Source organism: Gallintestinimicrobium sp. (assembly GCF_046968865.1).
Taxonomy (GTDB): Bacteria; Bacillota; Clostridia; order Lachnospirales; family Lachnospiraceae; genus Gallintestinimicrobium; species Gallintestinimicrobium propionicum.
On the sequence record NZ_JBKVPW010000019.1, the window covers coordinates 36311 to 57814 of the forward strand.

The 21504-nt window shown below is 49.6% G+C and carries 19 protein-coding genes and 1 tRNA gene; 16 read left to right on the top strand and 4 right to left on the bottom strand.

Annotated elements, in window-relative coordinates; all coding sequences use genetic code 11:
* Positions 1–80: 80 nt before the first annotated feature.
* Positions 81–1637, bottom strand: coding sequence for an ABC-F family ATP-binding cassette domain-containing protein (locus tag ACLTOQ_RS14140; RefSeq protein ID WP_021914492.1), 1557 nt, complete (start codon positions 1635–1637; stop codon positions 81–83).
* A 254-nt stretch (positions 1638–1891) separates the two neighbouring features.
* Between ACLTOQ_RS14140 and ACLTOQ_RS14145 the strand changes: the two genes are divergently transcribed.
* The 4 genes from ACLTOQ_RS14145 (at position 1892) to ACLTOQ_RS14160 (ending at position 4931) form a co-directional block, all read left to right on the top strand.
* Complete coding sequence (locus tag ACLTOQ_RS14145) at positions 1892–2413, top strand: gamma carbonic anhydrase family protein (RefSeq protein WP_412319727.1); 522 nt, start codon at positions 1892–1894, stop codon at positions 2411–2413.
* A complete protein-coding gene (locus ACLTOQ_RS14150) occupies positions 2394–2879 on the top strand; it encodes a MarR family winged helix-turn-helix transcriptional regulator (protein WP_412319729.1) in 486 nt (161 codons plus the stop codon). Before ACLTOQ_RS14145 ends, ACLTOQ_RS14150 begins: the two co-directional genes overlap by 20 nt.
* Positions 2880–3009: 130 nt before the next feature.
* Positions 3010–3783 carry an HD domain-containing protein gene (locus ACLTOQ_RS14155; protein ID WP_412319730.1) on the top strand — a complete coding sequence of 258 codons (774 nt, stop codon included), beginning with the start codon at positions 3010–3012 and terminating at the stop codon, positions 3781–3783.
* Entirely contained in the window at positions 3780–4931 is a 1152-nt protein-coding gene (locus tag ACLTOQ_RS14160) for an iron-containing alcohol dehydrogenase family protein (RefSeq protein WP_412319731.1), read from the top strand. The genes ACLTOQ_RS14155 and ACLTOQ_RS14160 overlap by 4 nt, the downstream gene beginning before the upstream one ends.
* A gap of 16 nt (positions 4932–4947) precedes the next feature.
* Here ACLTOQ_RS14160 and ACLTOQ_RS14165 read toward each other — a convergent pair whose 3' ends face one another.
* The gene (locus ACLTOQ_RS14165; RefSeq protein ID WP_118763242.1) at positions 4948–5754 is read right to left on the bottom strand and encodes an AraC family transcriptional regulator; all 807 of its coding nucleotides are present in this window, start codon (positions 5752–5754) and stop codon (positions 4948–4950) included.
* A 171-nt stretch (positions 5755–5925) separates the two neighbouring features.
* Here ACLTOQ_RS14165 and ACLTOQ_RS14170 point away from each other — a divergent pair, with 171 nt between their 5' ends.
* Both ACLTOQ_RS14170 and ACLTOQ_RS14175 read left to right on the top strand, forming a co-directional pair.
* A complete protein-coding gene (locus ACLTOQ_RS14170; protein WP_412319733.1) occupies positions 5926–7125 on the top strand; it encodes a class I SAM-dependent rRNA methyltransferase in 1200 nt (399 codons plus the stop codon).
* Between the two features lie 60 nt (positions 7126–7185).
* Positions 7186–10140, top strand: a complete 2955-nt coding sequence (locus tag ACLTOQ_RS14175; protein WP_412319734.1) for a glycoside hydrolase family 2 TIM barrel-domain containing protein — start codon at positions 7186–7188, stop codon at positions 10138–10140.
* A gap of 165 nt (positions 10141–10305) precedes the next feature.
* Here the strand turns inward: ACLTOQ_RS14175 and ACLTOQ_RS14180 are convergent, their stop codons facing one another.
* Positions 10306–11370 (bottom strand): M42 family metallopeptidase, encoded by a 1065-nt coding sequence (locus ACLTOQ_RS14180; protein ID WP_412271611.1) that lies wholly within the window; start codon positions 11368–11370, stop codon positions 10306–10308.
* 416 nt (positions 11371–11786) lie between these two features.
* Here ACLTOQ_RS14180 and ACLTOQ_RS14185 point away from each other — a divergent pair, with 416 nt between their 5' ends.
* The 6 genes from ACLTOQ_RS14185 to rsmA all read left to right on the top strand — a co-directional run bounded on the left by ACLTOQ_RS14185 (position 11787) and on the right by rsmA (position 17728).
* Entirely contained in the window at positions 11787–13199 is a 1413-nt protein-coding gene (locus ACLTOQ_RS14185) for a radical SAM protein (protein WP_412319736.1), read from the top strand.
* A 397-nt stretch (positions 13200–13596) separates the two neighbouring features.
* Positions 13597–14043 (top strand): DUF2975 domain-containing protein, encoded by a 447-nt coding sequence (locus ACLTOQ_RS14190; RefSeq protein ID WP_412319737.1) that lies wholly within the window; start codon positions 13597–13599, stop codon positions 14041–14043.
* 22 nt (positions 14044–14065) lie between these two features.
* Positions 14066–14290, top strand: coding sequence for a helix-turn-helix domain-containing protein (locus tag ACLTOQ_RS14195; RefSeq protein WP_021914429.1), 225 nt, complete (start codon positions 14066–14068; stop codon positions 14288–14290).
* Entirely contained in the window at positions 14283–15887 is a 1605-nt protein-coding gene (locus ACLTOQ_RS14200; protein WP_412319738.1) for a DUF4153 domain-containing protein, read from the top strand. Before ACLTOQ_RS14195 ends, ACLTOQ_RS14200 begins: the two co-directional genes overlap by 8 nt.
* 183 nt (positions 15888–16070) lie before the next feature.
* Positions 16071–16844, top strand: a complete 774-nt coding sequence (locus ACLTOQ_RS14205; protein WP_412319739.1) for a TatD family hydrolase — start codon at positions 16071–16073, stop codon at positions 16842–16844.
* A 23-nt stretch (positions 16845–16867) separates the two neighbouring features.
* Complete coding sequence (rsmA, locus tag ACLTOQ_RS14210) at positions 16868–17728, top strand: 16S rRNA (adenine(1518)-N(6)/adenine(1519)-N(6))-dimethyltransferase RsmA (RefSeq protein ID WP_021914426.1); 861 nt, start codon at positions 16868–16870, stop codon at positions 17726–17728.
* A gap of 136 nt (positions 17729–17864) precedes the next feature.
* On the opposite strand, the gene ACLTOQ_RS14215 is transcribed toward rsmA, so the two are convergent.
* On the bottom strand, positions 17865–18677 hold the full coding sequence (locus tag ACLTOQ_RS14215) for a glycerophosphodiester phosphodiesterase family protein (protein WP_412319740.1): 813 nt from the start codon (positions 18675–18677) through the stop codon (positions 17865–17867).
* A gap of 197 nt (positions 18678–18874) precedes the next feature.
* Between ACLTOQ_RS14215 and ACLTOQ_RS14220 the strand changes: the two genes are divergently transcribed.
* The 4 genes from ACLTOQ_RS14220 to ACLTOQ_RS14235 all read left to right on the top strand — a co-directional run bounded on the left by ACLTOQ_RS14220 (position 18875) and on the right by ACLTOQ_RS14235 (position 21192).
* On the top strand, positions 18875–19717 hold the full coding sequence (locus ACLTOQ_RS14220; RefSeq protein ID WP_337426504.1) for a fumarate hydratase: 843 nt from the start codon (positions 18875–18877) through the stop codon (positions 19715–19717).
* On the top strand, positions 19698–20297 hold the full coding sequence (locus tag ACLTOQ_RS14225) for a Fe-S-containing hydro-lyase (protein ID WP_262588195.1): 600 nt from the start codon (positions 19698–19700) through the stop codon (positions 20295–20297). The genes ACLTOQ_RS14220 and ACLTOQ_RS14225 overlap by 20 nt, the downstream gene beginning before the upstream one ends.
* Complete coding sequence (locus tag ACLTOQ_RS14230) at positions 20294–21001, top strand: lysophospholipid acyltransferase family protein (RefSeq protein WP_021914422.1); 708 nt, start codon at positions 20294–20296, stop codon at positions 20999–21001. The genes ACLTOQ_RS14225 and ACLTOQ_RS14230 overlap by 4 nt, the downstream gene beginning before the upstream one ends.
* Before the next feature lie 101 nt (positions 21002–21102).
* Positions 21103–21192: transfer RNA gene (locus tag ACLTOQ_RS14235), tRNA-Ser, on the top strand.
* Positions 21193–21504 lie beyond the last annotated feature (312 nt).

Below are 21504 nucleotides of genomic sequence, written 5' to 3' on the forward strand. Positions count from 1 at the left end.
TTTTCCTGACGCGGCTGCCTTTTAGAGCGCTGGACTGCGCTAAGCCATGTTATCATATTGCGTGTCGTGCTGTCCTTTTGTCACACAGTTCGTGTCGTCCATTTGGAAGCGTCCCAGACCGTATCTGCGAGCCCGTCATAGAACTCGGGCTCATGGCATACCATCAGAATGCTTCCGCGATATGCGATCAGTGCACGCTTCAATTCGTCCTTGGCATCCACATCGAGGTGGTTGGTGGGCTCGTCGAGGACGAGTACATTGGAGGGACGGTTGATCAGCTTGCAGAGACGCACCTTTGCCTGTTCACCGCCGGACAGGACTTTGACAAGGCTTTCAATATGCTTGGTTGTAAGGCCGCATTTTGCGAGGGCGGAACGCACCTCATACTGGCTGTAGCCCGGAAACTCCTTCCAGATCTCCTCGATACAGGTTGTGGAAATATCCTGACTCATTTCCTGCTCGAAATAGCCGATCTCCAGATAATCTCCCTGCTCTACGCTGCCGGAGAGGGGATCGATCAGACCGAGGATGCTCTTCAGCAGAGTTGTCTTACCGATTCCGTTTGCACCGGTGATGACGATCTTGGAGCCGCGTTCCATGGACAGATTCAGCGGGGAGGACAGCGGCTCGTCATAACCGATTACGAGGTCGGACGTCTGGAAAATATATCTGCCGGGCGTGCGTGCCTCTTTAAAATTGAACTCCGGCTTCGGCTTTTCAGCCTGCAGTTCTATTACATCCATTTTATCCAGCTTTTTCTGACGGGACATCGCCATGTTTCTGGTGGAAACACGCGCCTTGTTGCGGGCAACGAAATCCTTCAAATCTGCAATTTCTTTCTGCTGCTTGTTATAGGCGGCTTCCAGCTGCGCTTTTTTCATCGCATAAACCTCCTGGAACTTGTCATAATCGCCTACGTAGCGGGTCAGCTGTTGATTGTCCATGTGGTAGATCAGGTTGACGACGCTGTTTAAGAACGGAATATCATGAGAAATCAGGATAAAAGCGTTTTCATAATCATTTAAATACCGTTTGAGCCATTCGATATGAGAAACATCGAGATAGTTGGTGGGCTCGTCCAAAAGCAGGATGTCCGGTTTCTCCAACAGAAGCTTACCCAAAAGTACCTTAGTACGCTGACCGCCGGACAGCTCGGAAACATCCTTGTCCAGACCGATTTCGGAAAGCCCGAGGGCGCGTCCAACCTCCTCAACCTTGGAATCGATCATATAAAAATCGTGTGCAGTCAAAAGCTCCTGCAGCGTTCCGGCGTCCTCCATCAGCTGCTGCATGGTATCCTCGTCTGCTTCGCCCATCTTTTCATAAATCCCGTTTAATTCCTGTTCCATATCCAGCAAAAAATCAAAGGCAGAGGTCAGTACCTGACGGATGGTCATGCCCTTTTCAAGGGCAGTGTGCTGATCCAGATAACCGGCGCGGACATTTTTGGACCATTCGACCTTACCTTCATCGGGCTGCAGGCGACCGGTGATGATGTTCATAAAGGTGGATTTTCCCTCGCCGTTTGCGCCGATTAAACCGATGTGCTCACCCTTTAAAAGACGGAAGGAAACGTCATGGAAAATGGCTCTGTCGCCAAAGCCGTGAGACAGATGTTCTACGTTTAAAATACTCATATTGTTCTCTCTGTACTTTCTGAATTCTGAGTGTTGATATCGGATTGCTTCGTGCTTCCGTGCCCTCACAATCCGCAAAGACTATGTCCCGAAAAGTATAACGGGAAAAAAAGGAATTGACAACCCGCAATTCGTAGAATTTCTTGAGCTTTTTCACGGAAATGAAAAAATAAGCCAAAGTCGGGGATTTTATGCTACAATGAGCGCAAGCAGATAATGAATAAAGCGCATTGTTTAAGAAGGGGGCAAATCAGATGTGGAAAAATCCGGACATTGACCCGTCGGCGTTTATTGCGCCCAGTGCAGACATATATGGGGACGTTTCGATCGCAGAAAACTGCAGTATCTGGTTCCACGCAACCGTGCGTGCCGGAGCAGGCAGCGTATCGATCGGTGCAGGTACGAATGTACAGGATAACTGCGTCATTCATGTGGACAAGGGCTACAGCGTGACTGTGGGAAAAAATGTCACGATCGGGCACAGCGCGATTGTGCACGGCTGCAGCGTTGGGGACAATACACTGATTGGAATGGGTGCAATTGTCTTAAACGGCGCGTCCGTCGGCAAAAATTGTATCGTTGGAGCAGGAGCGCTGGTGACGCAGAATATGCAGATTCCGGAGGGCTCACTGGTTTATGGAAGCCCTGCCAAAATCATCCGCAGTGTAACGGAAACGGAAATCACCTCCAATCTGGAAAATGCAGCCCATTATGTCCGGGAAGGACAGGAATATGCAAAACATCTGGGGAAAGGAAATGAGAGCCATGAAGGATGACCGTTTTTTGAAATTTACCCTTTCTCTTTCCAGAATGAATAAAAAAGTACAGGCAGTCAAAACAGCTGGAATGGGGATGGTAGGATTAAAGGCTGCACACACGGCGGTGCTGTACGCGCTGAGCGGACATTCGGAGGGACTTCAGTTTGCAGAGATGGCAGCGGCCTGTGACCTTGACCCGGCGCTGATTTCCCGGACATTTTCGGAGCTGATCGCAGCCGGAATGGTGGAAAAACAAGGAGAGCCGGGACGTTACCGCGCCCGCTATGTTCTGACAGAGCAGGGCAGCCTGCAGACCGCCAAAATCCGTCAGGTCATTGGGCTGGTACAGGAAAATGCGGACAAAAATATCGCGCCGGAGGATTTGCAGACGTTTTACCGGGTGCTGGAACAGCTGCTGAATAACTTTGAAGAAATGTCGGAGCATTACGACACAGTGTTTGAATCGCTGCGGAGAGAAAGCTGAGGCAGCAGTGCCGCCGGAATTGAATAAAAGAAACAAAAGCGCAGGCATCACGGCATGCTGCGGGCAACTGGACCATATGTGGAAAATGCTGTAGAGTCACTGCCATGCGCTTATAGAATGGAGACGAAAAATGGATGCCATGCAGAAATTTCTGGAATATGCGTCTGCCTATGACGACGGAAGCGATACCAGGATCAAACTAAAAATTATTCACACGCAAAGGGTGACGGAGGTGATGGAACAGCTTACAGCGGCGCGCCTACTTTCGGAACAAGACAAAAAACTGGCGTATCTGTGTGCGGTATATCACGATATCGGAAGATTTGAGCAGCTGAAGCGCTATCACACGTTTCTGGATTATAAAAGCATCGACCACGCGCAGTTAGGGTGTGAAATCCTGCGGCAGGGCGATTTCCTGGATGAGCTTTCTGCCAGGGAAAGAGAGCAGGTTTTGACGGCCATTGGAAACCATAACCGCCTTACGATTGAGGATGGCCTGGATGAAAAGACGCTGCTTTTTGCGAAGTTAATCCGGGATGCGGACAAATGCGATATTTTCCGGGTGTTTGCCCAGGAGAATCCTGTAGATACCACCGGTTTTTCCGCAGAGCAGGTGGGCCAGGAAGCAGTTTCAGATGTGGTATATGAGAGCATTTTGGGTCATTACTGCATCAAAAAACAGGAACGAAAAACCGGGCTGGATGTCTGGGTCAGCTTTCTTAGCTTTTTCTTTGATCTGAATTTTGCAGAAAGTCTGCGAATCGTGCTGAAACAGGGCTATTATAAAAAGCGTTTTTTAGAGCTGAATTTTGAAGATCCTGCGACAGAAGAAAGGGTGCGGCGCTGTATTGCAGAAACAGAGCAGTATGCTTATGCACGTCTTAGAATGGAGGAATTGCAATGAAATTATACATGCCAACAAAGGTTTATAACGAGAAAGGCTGTGTCCGGCAGCACAGCCAGGAGCTGGCGGCGCTGGGAACAAAAGCACTGCTTGTAACGGGAAAGCATTCTTCCCGTGTAAACGGTTCCCTGCAGGACGTGAAGGATGCGCTGAACCGCGAGCAAGTGCCCTATGTGGTTTTTGACGGAATCGAGGAAAATCCTTCGGTGGAAACTGTGATGCGGGCGACTGCCCTGGGGCTTTCGGAAAAGGTCGATTTTGTGATCGGAATCGGCGGCGGTTCTCCCATGGACGCTTCTAAGGCAATTGCGCTGATGATTGCCAACCCGGAGAAAAAAGCAGACTTTTTATATGAAACAGATGCAGCGGTCAAACAGGCGGCAAATAAAGCCCTGCCAGTCGCGGCAGTACCGACGACAGCAGGAACCGGCTCAGAGGTTACACCGTATGCGATTTTGACGAGAATCGTGATGCCGAAAATAGAACTGACCACAGCGGCTGCTTCTGAGACTTCCACAGAAGCCAAGGCGGGAGAGCTGGTAAAACAGAGCATCAGCCACCATATTTTCCCAGAGCTTGCATTGGTGGATTCTACGTATCTGCAGACTGCTTCCAAAACCGGCTGTATCAACACGGCGGTGGATACGTTAGCACATCTGGTGGAGAGCCATTTAAACACGAACGCTACGCCCTACAGCCGTGTCTACAGCGAGATGGGTCTGCGGACCTTTGCAAAGGTAAAGGATGCGCTCGCTTCCTATGAAATCGGCGAAGCGCAGAGGGAGCTTCTTATGCAGGCGTGCACCCTCGGCGGTATGGCGATTTCCCACACCGGTACGAGTCTGCCCCACGGATTGAGCTATCGCGTAACCTGCGAACTGGGAACGCCCCACGGCAAAGCGGTTGGCATGTTCCTGCCGGGCTTCCTGCGCTGCTACGGTGACCAGGAAGAGGCGATGCGCGTTCTGACTTTGCTTGGTTTTGGCAGTCATCAGAGCTTCGAGGCCTATATTTACAGTCTGATCGGAGAAGAAAAAATTTCCCGTGAGCTCTGGGAGCGCACCATGAATGATCTGCTTTCCAACCCCGCGAAGCTCAAAAACTATCCGTTTCAGATGGATCGGGAAAAGCTGAACGGCCTGAGGTAAAATACCAGTCGCATCATTACTTGATCTTTCGAAACTCTAACGGTGTCCGTCCGGTGTTTTTGCGGAACATGGCGATAAAGTGACTCGGATCGGAAAAGCCGGTCTGCGCAGCAATTTCCTGCACCTCCATCCGCGGTGCTGTCAGCAGAAGCTCTTTGGCACGGTTGATGCGGCAGGTCATCAGATATTCGTAGACCGAGCAGCCCAGAAAACGCTGAAACAGCCGTGATAGATATTGGGGCGTGACAAATACCTGACGACTCAGCTGGGCCACTGTGAGGGGCAGACTGTAGCAGGTTTCTATTTCTTCGATGACTGGAGCAACATAGCGCAGATACAGCGGATCAGAAAGAAGCTTCTGACCGTCCGGGACATCCGAAAACTGTAAAAGCACCTGATAACAGTTGACGGAGAGTACCGGGATGTTGACCGGAGGATGTTCGAAAAGCTGTATGGCATCCTGCAGCAGCGCGCGTATATTCCGACATTGCTCTTTTGTGGTAAAAAGAATCGGCCGGTTGTTCAGGATTTTGGAAATACTGCCTTCGACTGTTCCGGAAAAGGTACAAAAGCAGGTGTACCACTCCGGAGTCTGGGCCAGATAAGAGTGTCGGATGGAGGGAGCGATCAGGACGCCTTCCTGTTCATGTAGCAGATAAGATTTTCCCTGAATGGTAATCCGCCCGCAGCCGGATTCGGTCTGTAAATAGTGATAGAAAGGGTAGCCGTTTGGACGCGAGGTCGCATCCTGTAGCCAGTGGTTTCCGATGGAATCGTAGATAAAGGGTTCACGCACCGGGGCGTTGCGAAAATAAATCGGCATAGGAGTCCTTTCTTTTAGTTTCAAAATGTTATATTTTTCGGACAGACTTATTATACATCCGAATAGAATTTCATACTATAATAAAATTGCCGAGCCGGTGGAGCGCTGCAAAAAAGTCTGTGCAGCGCGTCAGCGTTTTCGGAGCCGCCATGCGGCAGATTGTGAGGAAATATGTACGCAGAAGCCATTCTGAAGAAGGGCGAAGGACGCACGCTTAAAAGCGGCGGCGCCTGGGTTTACGACAACGAGATTGATCGCGTTGAGGGAGACTATGAAAACGGAGATATTCTTGCGGTAAAGGATTTTGATGGTTTCTTTTTGGGATGGGGCTTTATCAATACCCGTTCAAAAATTACAATCCGGGTGATGAGCCGCAGAAAAGAACATGAGATCACAGAAGAATTTCTGGAAAAGCGGGTGCGCAACGCATGGGAATATCGTAAAGCGACCGTAGACACCGGATGCTGCCGTCTGATCTTCGGTGAAGCGGACTGGCTGCCGGGGCTGGTAGTGGACAAGTTCTCCGACGTGCTGGTGGTGGAATCCCTGGCGCTTGGGATCGATCGTTTGAAGTCGACGATCCTTTCTCTTGTGAAAAAAGTGCTGGCAGAGGACGGTATCATGATCCGTGGCATCTATGAGCGCAGCGATGCAAAGGTACGCCTGCAGGAAGGCATGGAACGCTTCAAAGGCTTCATTGGCGACCCGTTCCCCACAAAGGTTGAAATCACAGAAAATGGTGTCCGTTACATCGTGGATGTGGAAGACGGACAAAAGACCGGATTTTTCCTGGACCAGAAATACAACAGACAGGCAATTCACAGACTCTGCCCCGACAAAAAGGTACTGGACTGCTTTACCCATACCGGTTCTTTTGCACTGAACGCGGGGATTGCGGGTGCGAGAGAGGTGCTTGGCGTGGATGCATCCATGACCGGCGTAAAGCAGGCGGAAGAAAATGCGGCATTAAACGGACTTTCCGACCGCGTAAAATTTACCTGTGCAGATGTCTTTGAGCTGCTTCCCGAGCTGGAGAAAAAGGGCGAGCAGTATGATGTCGTAATCCTGGATCCTCCCGCATTTACCAAATCCAGAAGCTCCATCAAAAATGCGGTAAAAGGGTATCGTGAAATCAATCTGCGGGGCATGAAGCTGGTAAAAGACAACGGATTTTTAGTGACCTGCTCCTGTTCCCACTTTATGGATCCGGAGCTGTTCGCAAAGACCATCCGCGAAGCAGCCCACGGAGCGCATAAGAGACTGCGTCAGGTGGAATTTAAAACACAGGCGCCGGATCATCCGATCCTCTGGGCGGCGGAGGAATCCTACTACCTGAAATTCTATATTTTCCAGGTGTGTGAGGAGCTGTAAAAAAGAAAGCCGGAACAAAATCCCGGTATCAACCAAAGTATACAAAAAGGAGACAACCAAATGAAAGTGCAGAATTTTTATGAAAATCTCTCCACTTTGCATGTCGGCACAATGGACAACCGCTGCTGGTATGTGCCGAAACAGGATGGAAGGGAGAGCCAGATCCTGTTGAGCGGGGACGACTGGAAATTTGCCTGGTATCCAAGTGTGGAAGAAGTACCGGAGCATTTCTGGGAAAAGGATCTCGAAAAAGAGGGCTTTATCAACATGGAAGTGCCCTCCTGCTGGCAGATGAAGGGCTTTGGACAGAAGCAGTACACCAATGTCCGCTATCCCATCCCTTATGACCCGCCGTATGCACCCGGTGAAAATCCCAGCGGCGCTTATGTAAAGGATTTTACTCTGACAGAAAAAGAAGCCGACGAACGTCAGTTCTTATATTTTGAGGGCGTAGATTCCTGCTTCTATGTTTGGATCAACGGCGAATTTGTCGGTTACAGCCAGGTTTCCCACAGTCCCAGCGAATTTGAAATCACCGGCAAAACCAAAGCAGGCAGCAACCGTATGGCGGTTCTGGTTTTGAAATGGTGTGACGGAACCTATCTGGAGGATCAGGATAAGCTGCGTTTTTCCGGAATTTTCCGGGATGTTGAGCTGGTGCTTCGCCCGCAGGAATTCGTACATGACTTTACGGTTCAGACTCCTGTTGCAGAGGATGGCAGCGCAGAGGTTACGGTTCGTTTTGACCGGGTGGAGGGAGATCCGGAAATCAACTGTACGCTGACGGATGCAGAGGGCAAAGAAATCGGCAGGGCAGTTTCCAACGGAGAGAACATAGCGATTCCTGTAGCTGCTCCGGTGCTCTGGAACGCAGAGCAGCCCTATCTGTACACCCTGACACTCCAGGCAGGCGCTGAAACCATCGAGCAGAAGGTCGGCATCCGCACAATCTCCGTTGAAGATGGAAAGATTTTAATCAATGGAAAACAGGTGAAATTCCGGGGCGTCAACCGCCACGATTCCAATCCTTACACCGGTGCAACCGTGACCAGGGAAGACGTGATCCGCGATCTGCAGCTGATGAAGGAAAGCAATGTCAATGCGATTCGTACCAGCCACTATCCCAATGCGCCTTATTTCCCGGAGCTGTGCAGTGAATACGGATTTTACATGATTGCGGAAGCGGATCTGGAAAGCCACGGCGTAGGAACTTTGTATACAAATGACGGACACGACTGCATGGGCTACATCGCGCAGGATGATGCCTGGGCGGAGTCGATCCTCGACCGTCAGAAGAGAAATGTGATTCGGGACAAAAACCAGAGCGCGGTTATTTTCTGGTCCCTGGGCAATGAGAGCGGCTACGGCGGCAACTTTGAGGACGCCGGAAGATGGGTAAAGGCTTATGATCCGACCCGTCTGCTGCATTATGAAGCAAGCATCTACAATTCCGCAGGCTATCACAACGATGTTTCCATGCTGGATGTGATGAGCCGGATGTATGCGGATACCGAGTGGGTAAAGGAATACTGCGAAGACCGCAGAATGAGAAAGCCCTTTATTCAGTGTGAATTTATCCATGCAATGGGCAACGGCCCCGGGGATATCCATGATTACATGGAGCTGATGTACAAATATGACAAGTTCTGCGGCGGCTTCGTATGGGAATGGTGTGATCATGCGACCTGGGAAGGCAAGGCTGCAGACGGAAGAGATATTTTCCATTACGGCGGCGATGCAGGTGAGTTCCCTCATGACGGCAACTTCTGTATGGATGGCCTGGTGTATCCGGACCGCAGACCCCATACCGGGCTTCTGGAATGGAAAAACGAAATCCGTCCGGTACATGCAGCAGGAAAAGATCTGGCAGCAGGCACTGTAGAGCTGTGGAACGTGCAGGATTTTGCTGACCTTGCAGATACCGTACAGATCCGTTATGAAATCAAAAAAGAGGGCACCCTGTTAGCAGAGGGCGAGATCCGGGAGATTACCTGCCCTGCACATGAAAAAGTGTGCATCACGATCCCTCAGCTGGGAGAGCTTTCCGGAGATCAGACCTATCTGAAGCTGACCTATGTGCAGAAAGCAGATCAGGCGCTGACCAGACAGGGCAGAGTCATGGGCTTTGACCAGATTGCGCTGTTTGAGGAAAAGGAAAAGGTTCTGGAAATTGCAGAAGCCGGAACAGTTGCACTGGAGGAAAACGATGCTTCCTGGATCATTACCTCCGACAGAATCCGCTATGTATTCGGCAAGAAGAAAGGTGCGTTTACAGAGCTTGTCAGAGATGGTAAAGCGCTGATCGAAGCACCGATGACCTTTGAAACCTGGCGTGCGCCGGTTGACAATGACAGAAATGTCCGTCAGGTCTGGGAAGAAGCCGGATATGACAGACCGTGGATCCGGGTTTATGACTGCACCGCAGAGAACGCCGGTGAAAAAGTACGCATTCACTGCGATTTCTCCATCGCCAGTGTATACAGACAGCCATTTTTACGCGCGAAGGCGCTTTGGGAAGTCAATGCAGACGGTCAGATCAAACTGACGCTGGATGCCGACAAGGATATGACCTTCCCTTACATGCCCCGGTTTGGCCTGCAGCTGGTACTGCCGGAAGATCAGGATCAGGTGGAATACATCGGATACGGTCCGACAGAAAGCTATCAGGACAAACACAGAGCCTGCTGGGTAGACCGCTTTACGACAACAGTAGATGAGCTTCTTGAGGATTATGTAAAACCTCAGGAAAATGGCAGCCATTATCACTGTGCGTATGTAAAGGTGGGAGAACTGAAGGCGGAAGGCAAAAAGCCGCTTTCCTTCAACGCTTCTTACTACACCGCACAGGAGCTGACGGAAAAGATGCACAACTACGAGCTGGAAAAATCCGGACATGTGATCTGGCATCTGGACTACGGCATGAGCGGCGTTGGTTCCAACTCTTGCGGACCGGAGCTGTTAAAGCAGTATCGTCTGAATGAAGAAAAAATGCATTGGGAGCTGGTGATTGGCTGATCGCGCAGCTACGAATTGAAATGCTATAAAGGGCTCTGCCACGCAGGCGCTTCGCACCGAAAAATGTCCCTTATATAATTCGCCGCAGGCAAAGAGCCCTGTAGCACAGAATAAAACGACCTCCGGGCTGGCGTCGAAAAGACGACAGACCCGGAGGTTTTTCATTCAGGCACTATAGTCCTGATTCAGATAAGCCTTTAACAGCCGGAATGTATTCTCCATTCCCTTTACATGGCTGCGCTCATAGCCGTGAGAAGCGTATACACCGGAGCCGATCAGCCCGTGGCGGCAATCGATACCGGAACGAAGCCCTGCTTCTGCGTCGGAGCCGTAGTGGGGATATACGTCAACTGCAAAGTCAACCTTGGCGGTGCGCGCTGCCTCGATCAGAGCAGAAACAACATCGTAATGATAAGGACCGCCGGAATCCTTTGCGCAGATGGAAACCTGGGTTTCTTTGCAGGAAAGGCCATCTCCGACGCAGCCCATATCGACTGCGAGAATTTCTGCGACATCAGCAGGAATCGAAGCGGAGCCGCCGTGACCGACTTCTTCAAAAACGGTGATATGCTGATAGATTTTGCGGGCGGGCTTTTTGTTGGTTTCCTTTAAATATTTTGCAAAGCCGAGCAGGATGCCGACACTCAGCTTATCGTCGAGAAAACGACTCTTAATGTAGCCGGATTCCGTTACGGTCGTGCGGGGATCGAAGCAGACGATGTCGCCGGTCATAATGCCGAGGGCTTCGGTATCCGCCTTGCTTTCCACAGGCTCGTCCAATACGACTTCCATTGCATCATAGGAACGGGCAGTGTCATTGTAGCTGCCGTTTACATGGATCGAGGCGTTTTTTAATTGGAACGTGCCGGAATAAACCTTGCCGCTTCTGGTGTAAACGCGGCAGTTTTCCGCCTCTGCATTGTTTGGATTCATGCCGCCGAGAGCACTCAGCATCAGACGTCCTTTTTCATTGATGCTGCAAACCATACCGCCCAAGGTATCCATGTGCGCTTCCAGCAAAATCGGTGCGTCCGCAGGATCGTCCGCCTGGTCAGGACCGTCATTGACACATACAAAAATGCCGCCCTTGTTGGTTAGCTTTGCATCGTAGCCCAGCTTTTTATATGCTCCGAGGACATACTCCGCCGCGTGTGCGGTAAAGCCGGTCGGACTGTCGATGGAAAGAATTTTTTTGGCCTGTTCTAACATATAAGACGTTATATCGTTCATCTCTTCCTCTCATTTCTGCGCACGTTTTTTGCACATGTCGAGTTTGTGTCAAGTGCGCGCAGACACAAATCTCGGGATTGAAAAATTTTATTTTTCAATCTTCGCCCCCCTTTTCGAAATTGTTTTGTTGTCGGGTTACTGTAGGGGGGCCCTCTTCAATCCGATACTAACAGGATACAAAAGCACACCGCGTCTGTCAATTGGAAAGCGTCCACGCTCTGTCGCCTGTCAGGGCACCCCGTCCATGCTCTGTCGCGCATCCCGTCCGTGCCCACATGGGACAAAATGTTGCTTTGTGGGAAAATATGCCACAAAAACGGGAATTTGGGCAATGAAAAGAATCAAAAGCCGTCGTAAGATGGGGACAAATGAAAGAGAAATAAATTTAGACAGAGCGAGAAAGGAGTCAGAACGACATGACTGAAAACAAAGTAGTACATGCAGCGCAGCGTGCCGCTTTCAGTGTTGCGATCGACGCAGCGATTAAAGCAGTAAGAGGAAAAGGAACAGAACATATGACAGAAGAGGCGGTCAAGCTGATCAATCTGGCAGAGCCGCTGCTGAGCAAGAGATATAAGGCGAGTGCATTTGATGCTGCCCGCAAATTTGTACAGGATCCCAATGGAAAATGGATGGAGTACGCGTACCGTGCCATCAACGAGATCGATCCTCATATTTTAAAAATGAACGTGCTGAACCTTGGTTATGAAGGTATGTTTTCCGGTTACAATTATGTGATGGAGCTGAGAAAAAAATACGACTGCAACATGCCCTGGATCCTGTTGTTTGATCCTACCGCATCCTGTAACCTGCATTGTAAAGGCTGCTGGGCTGCAGAATATGGCAAGACCCTGAACCTGACCTATGAAGAAATGGATAAGCTGGTAACAGAGGGCGAAGAGCTGGGGATTCACTGGTACATGTGTACCGGCGGTGAACCGATGTGCCGTAAAAACGACCTGCTGAAGCTGGCAGCAGCACATCAGAATTCAGTATTCCATCTGTTCACCAACGGAACCCTGATCGATGAGGAGTTCTGTAAGGAGGTACAGAAGGTCGGAAATATGGCATTCTTTATTTCCATCGAAGGCATCGGGGATGCAACAGATGACCGTCGTGGGAAGGGCGTATTCGACAAGGTGATGCATGCAATGGATCTGATGCAGAAGCATGGACTGCTTTATGGTACTTCCATTTGTTATACGAGTCAGAACTACAAGGCTGTTACAAGCGACGAGTTCATCGACATGCTGATCAGCCACGGCGTTCGTTTCAACTGGTACTTCCATTACATGCCGATCGGTGATGGTGCAAACGTGGATCTGATGCTGAACGCAGAGCAGAGAGAGTATATGATCCACAGAGTTCGCGAGATCCGTGGCCTGACCGGTGGTAAGCAGATTTTCTGCATTGACTTCCAGAATGACGGCGAATATATCGACGGATGTATTGCAGGAGGGCGGCAGTACGCACATATCAATCCTGCCGGAGATGTGGAGCCCTGCGTATTCATCCATTATTCCAACGCAAATATCCACGATAAGAGTTTGCTGGAATGTCTGCAGCAGCCTCTGTTTAAGGAATATCATAAGGGACAGCCCTTCAACCACAACCATTTAAGACCCTGTCCGATGCTGGAAAATCCGGAGCTTCTGGGAGAAATGGTAAAACGCAGCGGCGCTCATAGCACCGATATGCAGCAGCCGGAATCCACACAGGACGTATTCAATCGCTGCAGACCCTATGCACAGCAGTGGACGCCTGCCGCAGAGAGAATCTGGGCAGAAGAGCATCCTGACTGTGGTTCTTGCACAGCCTGTTCCAAATAAAGCAGGATAAGCCGGAATTTTCCAAAGCACCGCAGCGTGCAGAGCTTTTATAAAAGATAAATGAGCCTCGTTGGTTCTGTAAAATATTCATCACGATATTTTGCAGGATTGGCGGGGCTTTTTTATCGTATAGGAAACTTCGTTTCCATACGATAAAAACGCTCCGCGAGGATGCGCACTCGGCGCAGGGGTAGATGGTTGCCGAGGCAACCGCGCCTCGGCGCGAGAATGTGCCAAGGCACATTCTTTTTTATTCTCCTGACAATATCGCATTACAGAAAATATTTATTGAAATTCGATAAATAAATATTGACTTTCAATGTGAACGGTGCTATCTTCACAGTAAGAGAGACCTATTTTGAAAGCTGCACAGGTATGCGGCGGGATGGAGGAACCAATGAAAGACAGACTGACACTGTTTACCAAATATCTTCTGGACGTGCTGTTTTATGCCGGAATTGTTGTGACTGTGACGCTGCCCCTTGGCATACGCTTTTATGGGAAGTATGACAGTTATTTCGGGCAGCACTGGCTCAGACTGACGATCCTGTTCGGAATTTCCGGAATCTTTGCATTGATACTTTTGCAGGAGCTGCGAAAGATGTTTAAAACGGTGCTGAACGGAGACTGCTTTATCCGGGAAAATGTGCAAAGCTTAAAGCGGATGGGAATCTGCAGCTTCTGCATTGCGGCAGTTACTGCGCTGCGCCTGTTTCTTTATCTGACCCCTGCGGTACTGATCACGGTCCTGGTATTTGTGATTGCGGGACTTTTTTCTCTGGTGCTGTCCCGGGTCTTTGATACAGCTGTGACCTATAAGCTGGAAAATGACCTGACGATCTGAGCACCGGATGGAGGAGAAAGACATGATCATGATCAACCTGGACGTAATGATGGCAAAACGCAAAAAGGGACTGACAGAGCTTGCCGGAGAGGTAGACATCACGCTGGCAAACCTTTCTATCCTGAAAAATAATAAGGCAAAGGCGGTGCGGCTGTCTACGCTGAATGCGATCTGCAAAGCGCTGGACTGCCAGCCCGGTGATATCCTGCAATATGTAGATGATGAGGAGGATGTAGAAAATGAATGAGAAAACAGAAAAAGATGGAACCGGAAAATTGCAGAACAGCGCAGGCATAGCCAAAACAGAGAGTAGCACTGCCGCGACTTGCGCACAGACATCTGCAGACGCTGATCGTGCCTCCAGAACCATCCCTGCTGCGGCCAGCCGCCGTCTTGGTGCAGCGACCGCACTGTACGCCTTGCTTTACACGATCTGCCTATATCGGAATACATCGGGGATCACCTATCCTTTTTTCGTTGCAGGAACCTTGTACTATTCTTACTATTGTACCGCAAAGTGCAGGGTTCCATCCGACAGAGACAGTCTGCAAAAGAAGCTTATCAGGGCGCTTCCGTATGGGGCGGCAGAATTTTTGCTCGGTATCTCCGTGTTTTTAACAGCTGACCTGAAAATTCACCTGATGACAAAAGGAATGCTGTTCGGACTGACGCTTTTATGGACGTTGCTGCTGTTTTGTAATACAGAAAATTGGGGATTGGGAGATTTTATCCGAAACGGCTGGAAAGGTCTGTTTGGAACCTTTTCCTATCTGGATACGCCGTTTTCTGATGTTGCCGCAGCACTGAAAGCAGAAGAAAAACAAAAAGAAAATGGGAAAGGTCACTATATCCTGATCGGTCTCGTAGTCGGCATTCCGCTGCTGATGGTTGTCGCAGCACTTTTGCTGAGTGCGGATGCGGTGTTTGCAAGTCTGGTATCGCGGTTTTTCGGAGAACTGGCATGGTCGGATTTTATTACTGTTTTCCTGATGCTGGTGCTTGTCTATCTGTTTGCATACGGATTTATCCGTGGACTCCTTACCAAAAGCCTGACCGGGAAAAGACGGGAGTGCCTTGGGGAGCCACTGGCTGCAATTACGGTGCTTTCTCTTTTAACGGCAATATATGCGGTATTTTGTACAATTCAGATTGTTTATCTGTTTTTACGGGCAGGGATGCTTCCGGAACAGATGACATGGGCACAGTATGCGCGTCAGGGATTTTTCCAGCTGTTGGCAGTTTGCGTGATTAACCTTGCAGTTGTGGCGGTGTGTCTGTTTGGGTTTCGCAAAAACCGGGCACTGCAGATTCTTCTGACGGCTGTGTGCGCAATGACTTATGTGTTGATCGCCTCGAGCGCATGGAGAATGTATCTGTATATTCGCCAATATTCCCTGACGTTTCTTAGGCTGATGGTGTTGTGGGCGCTGCTCGTGATGGCGGTAATCTTTGTAGGGACGATGATAGCGGTCTGGAAGCGTGATTTTGAACTGCCGAGGTTCTGGCTGATAGCAGTCACATTTTTGTACCTGATTCCCGCGTTCGGGCGTCCGGATTACTGGATTGCATCTTATAATGTATCCCGCGAAGCCAATACCCAGGAGTCCGTCATGTATTCGCAGGATGATGACGACGCCCTCCCGACAGCCGCGGACTACTCCTATCTGCGCGGTCTGTCTGCGGATGCAGCGCCGGTTCTGATCGGACGAAAAGACCTGACCGGAGACGCTGTGCCATGGATGCATGCCTATGAAGAAGACCAACGTTCGGAAACGAAGAATCTTGGCATTCGAAACTTCAATCTGTCCCTCTGGCAGGCAAAAAGGAGACTCTCGCAGGGATGAAAGGCGCACCTGCCGTATCATCGTGTTTTCTGTCGAAGATTTCCGGTAAAATCATTGGTAAAACAGCCGGAAGGTATGCTATACTTGTGCAGAAGCAATACCCTATGCCGGCAGGGCTTTATGCAGCAGAACCTCTGCGTGGGCGGCACTGGCACAGAAAAGAAAAGAGACAGGAACAAAACGATGATATTTGATACACATGCCCATTATGATGATGAGGCGTTTGGAGAGGATCGGGGAGCGCTGATTGCTTCCCTTGCAGAACAGGGGATCGGAAGAGTCGTCAATGTGGCTGCGGACCTTGCTTCTGTATCCACGAGCCTGACTCTCGCACAACAGTATCCGTTTATTTACGCGGCGGTCGGCGTTCATCCGTCCAACGTGCAGGAGCTGACGGAGCGGGACTACGAATGGCTGGAAGAAAAACTGGCGGCTCCCAAAGCGGTTGCTGTCGGGGAAATCGGACTGGATTACTACTGGGACAAAGAGCCCGAGGTGCAGGCGCGTCAGCGGGAAAGCTTTTCCAGACAGCTTCAGCTTGCCAAAAAGCTGGATAAGCCTGTCATCATCCACTCCAGAGATGCGGCAAAGGACACGCTGGATGTGATGGCAGCGGAGGGCGGAAGCCAACTCCGCGCAGTGATTCACTGCTTTTCTTATACGAAGGAAACAGCACGGGAGTTTCAAAAATGGGACTACTATTTTGGCATTGGCGGCGTGCTGACCTTTAAAAATGCAAAAAAATTAAAAGAAGCGGCGGCAGAGCTTCCTATCGAGAGAATTTTACTGGAAACAGACTGCCCGTACCTTGCACCGGAGCCGTATCGCGGCAAACGCAATAGCTCGCTTTATCTGCCCCAGGTTGTAGCAGCACTGGCAGAGATTAAAGGACTGACCTGTCAGGAAATCGAGGATATTACCTGGCACAATGGATGTCGGTTTTACGGATTAGAATAAACGAACGGAGAAAAGAGAGGAAAATGGCAACACTTGGAATTCCTTCCAATACCATTGAGGTATTGCAGAAATATCACTTTAATTTTCAGAAAAAGTTCGGCCAGAACTTCCTGATCGATACCCATGTGCTGGAAAAAATCATGAACGCGGCACAGATTTCCAAAGATGACTGTGTTGTGGAGGTGGGACCGGGTATCGGAACCATGACCCAGTATCTCGCGGAGCGGGCGGGACATGTGGTGGCGGTCGAAATCGACAAAGCTCTGATCCCGATTTTGTCGGACACGCTGTCCGCTTATGATAATGTAGAAGTAATTAACGAAGACATTTTAAAAGTAGATTTAAACCGTCTGGTGCAGGAGAAAAACGGCGGACGTCCCATCAAGGTCGTTGCCAATCTTCCTTATTACATCACAACACCCATCATTATGGGACTGTTTGAAAGCCATGTGCCGCTGCAGAGCATCACGATCATGGTGCAGAAAGAAGTCGCAGACCGGATGCAGGTTGGACCCGGTACAAAGGATTATGGTGCTCTTTCCCTGGCGGTGCAGTATTATGCAAAGCCGGAGATTGTTGCGAACGTTCCGCCGAACTGCTTTATCCCGCGACCCAATGTGGGCAGTGCGGTCATCCGTCTGGATCGCTATGCAGAACCGCCGGTACAGACTGCAGATGAGCAGTTTATGTTTTCTGTTATCCGCGCATCCTTCAATCAGCGCCGCAAAACCCTGGTCAACGGCCTTTCCAATGCGCCGGGGCTGAACGTGTCCAAAGAAAAAATCAAGGAAGTGCTGGCTCGGATGGAGCTGTCAGAAACCGTCCGCGGCGAAACCCTGACACTGGAACAGTTTGCACAGCTGGCAGATTTGCTTCGAGGCTGACGTGTTGTCAGAGGAAAGAACAGCATACCGATCCGTGTGATACGGACAAAAATCTTTTGATTGCGTTTATCGGACTTGCAGTGGTTGCAGGAATTGCAGCAATTTATCGGAAGGTTTCATGAGGGTATTTGTCCGGTTATTTTTGCTTTGGTAAAAAATTTTCAAAAATATACATACAAAACTGCTTCTGACACTGCTCCAATTCCTTTTCCGAGCGAAGAACCCAGGCGGCGCAGGGGGCATGGAACAGACCGTGCGCCAGCTTCAGGGAGATATCCCTTTGGAACAGCAGATTATAAGAAATAAAATCCGGTTTGCTGATAAAATTCAGGATCATTTTTCCGAACAGATACTGGAACGGACTCAGAGAGTGATTTTCAATATTGAAATTGGTGGAAAGCTGCCCGCGGAAAATCTGCGGGCGGTTTTTTCGATACCAGTAAAGTGCGGCAGGATGAAAGGATTCGATACAGTAATCCCCGGAATATTCTGAAAGCAGGGCGTCTGCTTCTCGGGGAATGTCGAAATCCAGATGTTCCATTTTAAGCTCAACCAGAAGCGGAACCTTCCCGTTTACAAGGGCTAATGCTTCCTGAAAAGAAGGAATATGCTCTTTCGTATTTACAAGGGAAAGCTGACGAAGCTCTGCAAAGGTCAGTTCGTTTACCCGTCGGTCGATACCGCACATTCTGCCGAGGGTCGCATCATGGAAGACAACAGGGGTCCGGTCGGCAGAAAGCTGGACATCCAATTCGATCCCGTATCCGGCATCTACTGCTCTCTGAAAGGCGGCAAGGGAGTTTTCAGGAATCTGATGGTTATTATCATGCAGCCCCCTGTGGGCAAAAAATGTGCCGAGAAAGGGGGAGCTGTCTGCGCGGCGGATTCTGGGGTGCATCAGAAACACATACAGTGCGGCGAGGCAGATGAAGATCTGTAAAAATATCATGGCAAGTCTCTTTTCTTTTTTAATCAAATCTGAGGATCATTCCGTGCAAGCATATCATTCCATGCATGCACAGTATAGGACTGTTCTTTGAAAATGTCAAAAAGTAAGGCAAGGTCAAAAAGGAGTGGCTAGCCGGAAGGAAACGCGGTATACTATAGGCACGAGTGAACTGTGAATATAAGTAAGGAGTAAAACAAATGAGAAGCATTCAGGTAGAAAAGGTGCGGGACGCGGTAAGGGATATGTGCATTGAAGCCAATTACAGTCTGTCCCCGGATATGCGCTGCGTATTTGAAAAAGCCTGTCAGGAGGAAAAATCTCCTCTGGGGCGTCAGATTCTAAATCAGCTTTCTGAAAATCTGGAAATTGCCAAAAAGGATGAGATCCCGATCTGTCAGGATACCGGAATGGCTGTCGTTTTTCTGGAAGTGGGACAGGAGGTTCATTTTGAAGGCGGAAGCCTGGAAGAGGCAGTGCAGGAAGGAATCTGTCTTGGTTATACAGAAGGATACCTTCGGAAATCCGTTGTTGGAGATCCCGTTCTGCGAGTCAATACCGGGGACAATACACCCGGCGTGCTCTATTATGAAATTGTGCCCGGAGACCGCGTGACGATTCAGGTTGCGCCCAAGGGCTTTGGAAGTGAAAATATGAGCCGCGTTTTTATGCTGAAACCGGCAGATGGCCTGGAAGGTGTCAAAAATGCTATCCTGACGGCGGTAAAGGATGCGGGACCGAATGCCTGTCCTCCCATGGTTGTCGGTGTCGGTGTCGGCGGTACCTTTGAGAAATGCGCCCTGATGGCGAAAAAAGCACTGCTGCGCACGACAGGGGAACATTCAGAAATTGAATGGGTGAGCAACCTGGAAAAAGAGGTTTTGCAGGAGCTGAACCAGACAGGAATCGGCCCCGGCGGGCTGGGCGGTACCACGACCGTTCTGGCGGTTCATGTTAATACCTATCCGACGCATATTGCAGGGCTTCCGGTTGCAGTCAACATCTGCTGTCATGTAAACCGCCATGCCAAAAGAGAACTCTAAGCGCATAAAGGGGAGAATACAAATGGAAAAGCATATTAAAGTACCAATGACCCGCGAGGAGGCAAAACAGCTCAAAGCCGGGGATTATGTATATCTGACCGGAACAATTTATACCGCGCGTGATGCGGCCCACAAACGGATGCAGGAAACGCTTACAGCAGGAAAAGAGCTGCCGATTTCAATCGACGGAACAATTATTTACTATATGGGACCGTCCCCGGCGCGGGAGGGAAGACCGATTGGTTCTGCAGGACCGACAACCGCGAGCCGAATGGATAAGTATGCGCCCCAGCTTCTGGATCTGGGACTTCTCGGCATGATTGGAAAAGGACGCAGGAGCAGCGCGGTCAAAGAAGCAGTCGTGCGCAATGGAGCTGTTTACTTTGCTGCGGTCGGCGGAGCGGGCGCATTATTATCCAAATCCATCCGGGAAGCAGAGGTTGTTGCATATGAAGACCTTGGCACAGAAGCAATCCGCAAGTTAACCGTAGAAGAATTTCCGGTCATTGTCTGCATGGACTCGGAAGGAACCGATTTGTATGAAACCGCTGCAGAAAAATACAGGGAGGAATTTGTATGAAACGAATTATCCTGATGGTGGTGACCAACCTGTTCTTCGTAATTGTCTGCTGGCCGAAGCTGTGCCGTATGGCGGCGCATCCCGAGCGCTATACAAAAGAAAAGCGCTGGAAGCATCTGCAGTTCTGGGTAGAGCGGGCATGCAAGGGCGGAAGAATTATATTAGAAGCCCACGGTCAGGAAAAGCTGCCGGAGGAACCGTTTATTCTGTACCCGAACCATCAGGGAATGTTTGATGTCCTGGCAATTACCGGAACCTGTGATCATTTCTTCGGCGTTGTAAATAAGAAAGAAGTGAGAAATGTCCTATTATTAAAACAGGTATTTCAGATTACCGGCTCTTTGTCAATCGATCGGGAGGATATCCGGCAGTCCCTGCAGGTAATCAATCAGGTGGCAGAGCGGGTAAAGGGCGGGGATAACTTTCTGATCTTTGCAGAAGGGACAAGAAGCCGCCGGGGAAATCAGATGCTGGAAATGAAGGGCGGCAGCTTTAAAAGTGCTTATAAGGCAAAGTGCCCGGTTGTCCCGACAGCACTGATCAACTCGTTCGTTCCATTTGACAGCCATACAATCAAACCGGTAACGGTTAAGGTGATTTACCTTGACCCGATTCCTTATGAAGAATATAAAGGAATGAAGACGCTGGAGCTGGCAGCAGAGGTGAAAAAACGCATCGAAAATGCCATTGCAGAATTTTCCTGAAAAAGTGGTTGACAGACGCAATATAAATAGATATAATGATTTATGCGTTCAGAAATGACGCATACCAATAGCATATTGGCAGAGGATCATTCAGACGATGTGGAGAAATACTCAAGAGGCTGAAGAGGCGCCCCTGCTAAGGGTGTAGGTCGTGTTAAAGCGGCGCGAGGGTTCAAATCCCTCTTTCTCCGTTAGCTCTGCCAGAAAAGAGAATCCTGATCTCTGGGCTTCTTTTTTTATCCCAAATAACCAGACACTGTTGAGACAACATGAAATGCTTGTAAAGATATGGTAAAAAGTTATTGACAGGGAAAAGGCAATATGCTATATTGTAAACCTACCGTGAAAGCGGCGGTGATCATCTTCGAAAAAAGATGAAAAAACTGCTTGACACGAACGGCAAGTTCTGATAAACTACTGAACTGTTGCTGCGAGTGATAAGCAACCGGGTTTCGAAAGAAACTTGAAAATAAAATGAAAAAAGTTCTTGACAAACAGAACTG

Excerpts from the sequence above, each read along its gene's own strand:
- ACLTOQ_RS14205 (WP_412319739.1), top strand. The coding sequence starts at position 16,071 with ATGATATTTGATACACATGCCCATTATGATGATGAGGCGTTTGGAGAG.
- ACLTOQ_RS14200 (WP_412319738.1), top strand. The coding sequence starts at position 14,283 with ATGAATGAGAAAACAGAAAAAGATGGAACCGGAAAATTGCAGAACAGC.
- ACLTOQ_RS14155 (WP_412319730.1), top strand. The coding sequence starts at position 3,010 with ATGGATGCCATGCAGAAATTTCTGGAATATGCGTCTGCCTATGACGAC.
- rsmA (WP_021914426.1), top strand. The coding sequence starts at position 16,868 with ATGGCAACACTTGGAATTCCTTCCAATACCATTGAGGTATTGCAGAAA.
- ACLTOQ_RS14190 (WP_412319737.1), top strand. The coding sequence starts at position 13,597 with ATGAAAGACAGACTGACACTGTTTACCAAATATCTTCTGGACGTGCTG.
- ACLTOQ_RS14165 (WP_118763242.1), bottom strand. The coding sequence starts at position 5,754 with ATGCCGATTTATTTTCGCAACGCCCCGGTGCGTGAACCCTTTATCTAC.
- ACLTOQ_RS14220 (WP_337426504.1), top strand. The coding sequence starts at position 18,875 with ATGAGAAGCATTCAGGTAGAAAAGGTGCGGGACGCGGTAAGGGATATG.
- ACLTOQ_RS14225 (WP_262588195.1), top strand. The coding sequence starts at position 19,698 with ATGCCAAAAGAGAACTCTAAGCGCATAAAGGGGAGAATACAAATGGAA.
- ACLTOQ_RS14150 (WP_412319729.1), top strand. The coding sequence starts at position 2,394 with ATGAGAGCCATGAAGGATGACCGTTTTTTGAAATTTACCCTTTCTCTT.
- ACLTOQ_RS14145 (WP_412319727.1), top strand. The coding sequence starts at position 1,892 with ATGTGGAAAAATCCGGACATTGACCCGTCGGCGTTTATTGCGCCCAGT.
- ACLTOQ_RS14185 (WP_412319736.1), top strand. The coding sequence starts at position 11,787 with ATGACTGAAAACAAAGTAGTACATGCAGCGCAGCGTGCCGCTTTCAGT.
- ACLTOQ_RS14195 (WP_021914429.1), top strand. The coding sequence starts at position 14,066 with ATGATCATGATCAACCTGGACGTAATGATGGCAAAACGCAAAAAGGGA.
- ACLTOQ_RS14140 (WP_021914492.1), bottom strand. The coding sequence starts at position 1,637 with ATGAGTATTTTAAACGTAGAACATCTGTCTCACGGCTTTGGCGACAGA.
- ACLTOQ_RS14215 (WP_412319740.1), bottom strand. The coding sequence starts at position 18,677 with ATGATATTTTTACAGATCTTCATCTGCCTCGCCGCACTGTATGTGTTT.
- ACLTOQ_RS14180 (WP_412271611.1), bottom strand. The coding sequence starts at position 11,370 with ATGAACGATATAACGTCTTATATGTTAGAACAGGCCAAAAAAATTCTT.
- ACLTOQ_RS14175 (WP_412319734.1), top strand. The coding sequence starts at position 7,186 with ATGAAAGTGCAGAATTTTTATGAAAATCTCTCCACTTTGCATGTCGGC.
- ACLTOQ_RS14170 (WP_412319733.1), top strand. The coding sequence starts at position 5,926 with ATGTACGCAGAAGCCATTCTGAAGAAGGGCGAAGGACGCACGCTTAAA.
- ACLTOQ_RS14230 (WP_021914422.1), top strand. The coding sequence starts at position 20,294 with ATGAAACGAATTATCCTGATGGTGGTGACCAACCTGTTCTTCGTAATT.
- ACLTOQ_RS14160 (WP_412319731.1), top strand. The coding sequence starts at position 3,780 with ATGAAATTATACATGCCAACAAAGGTTTATAACGAGAAAGGCTGTGTC.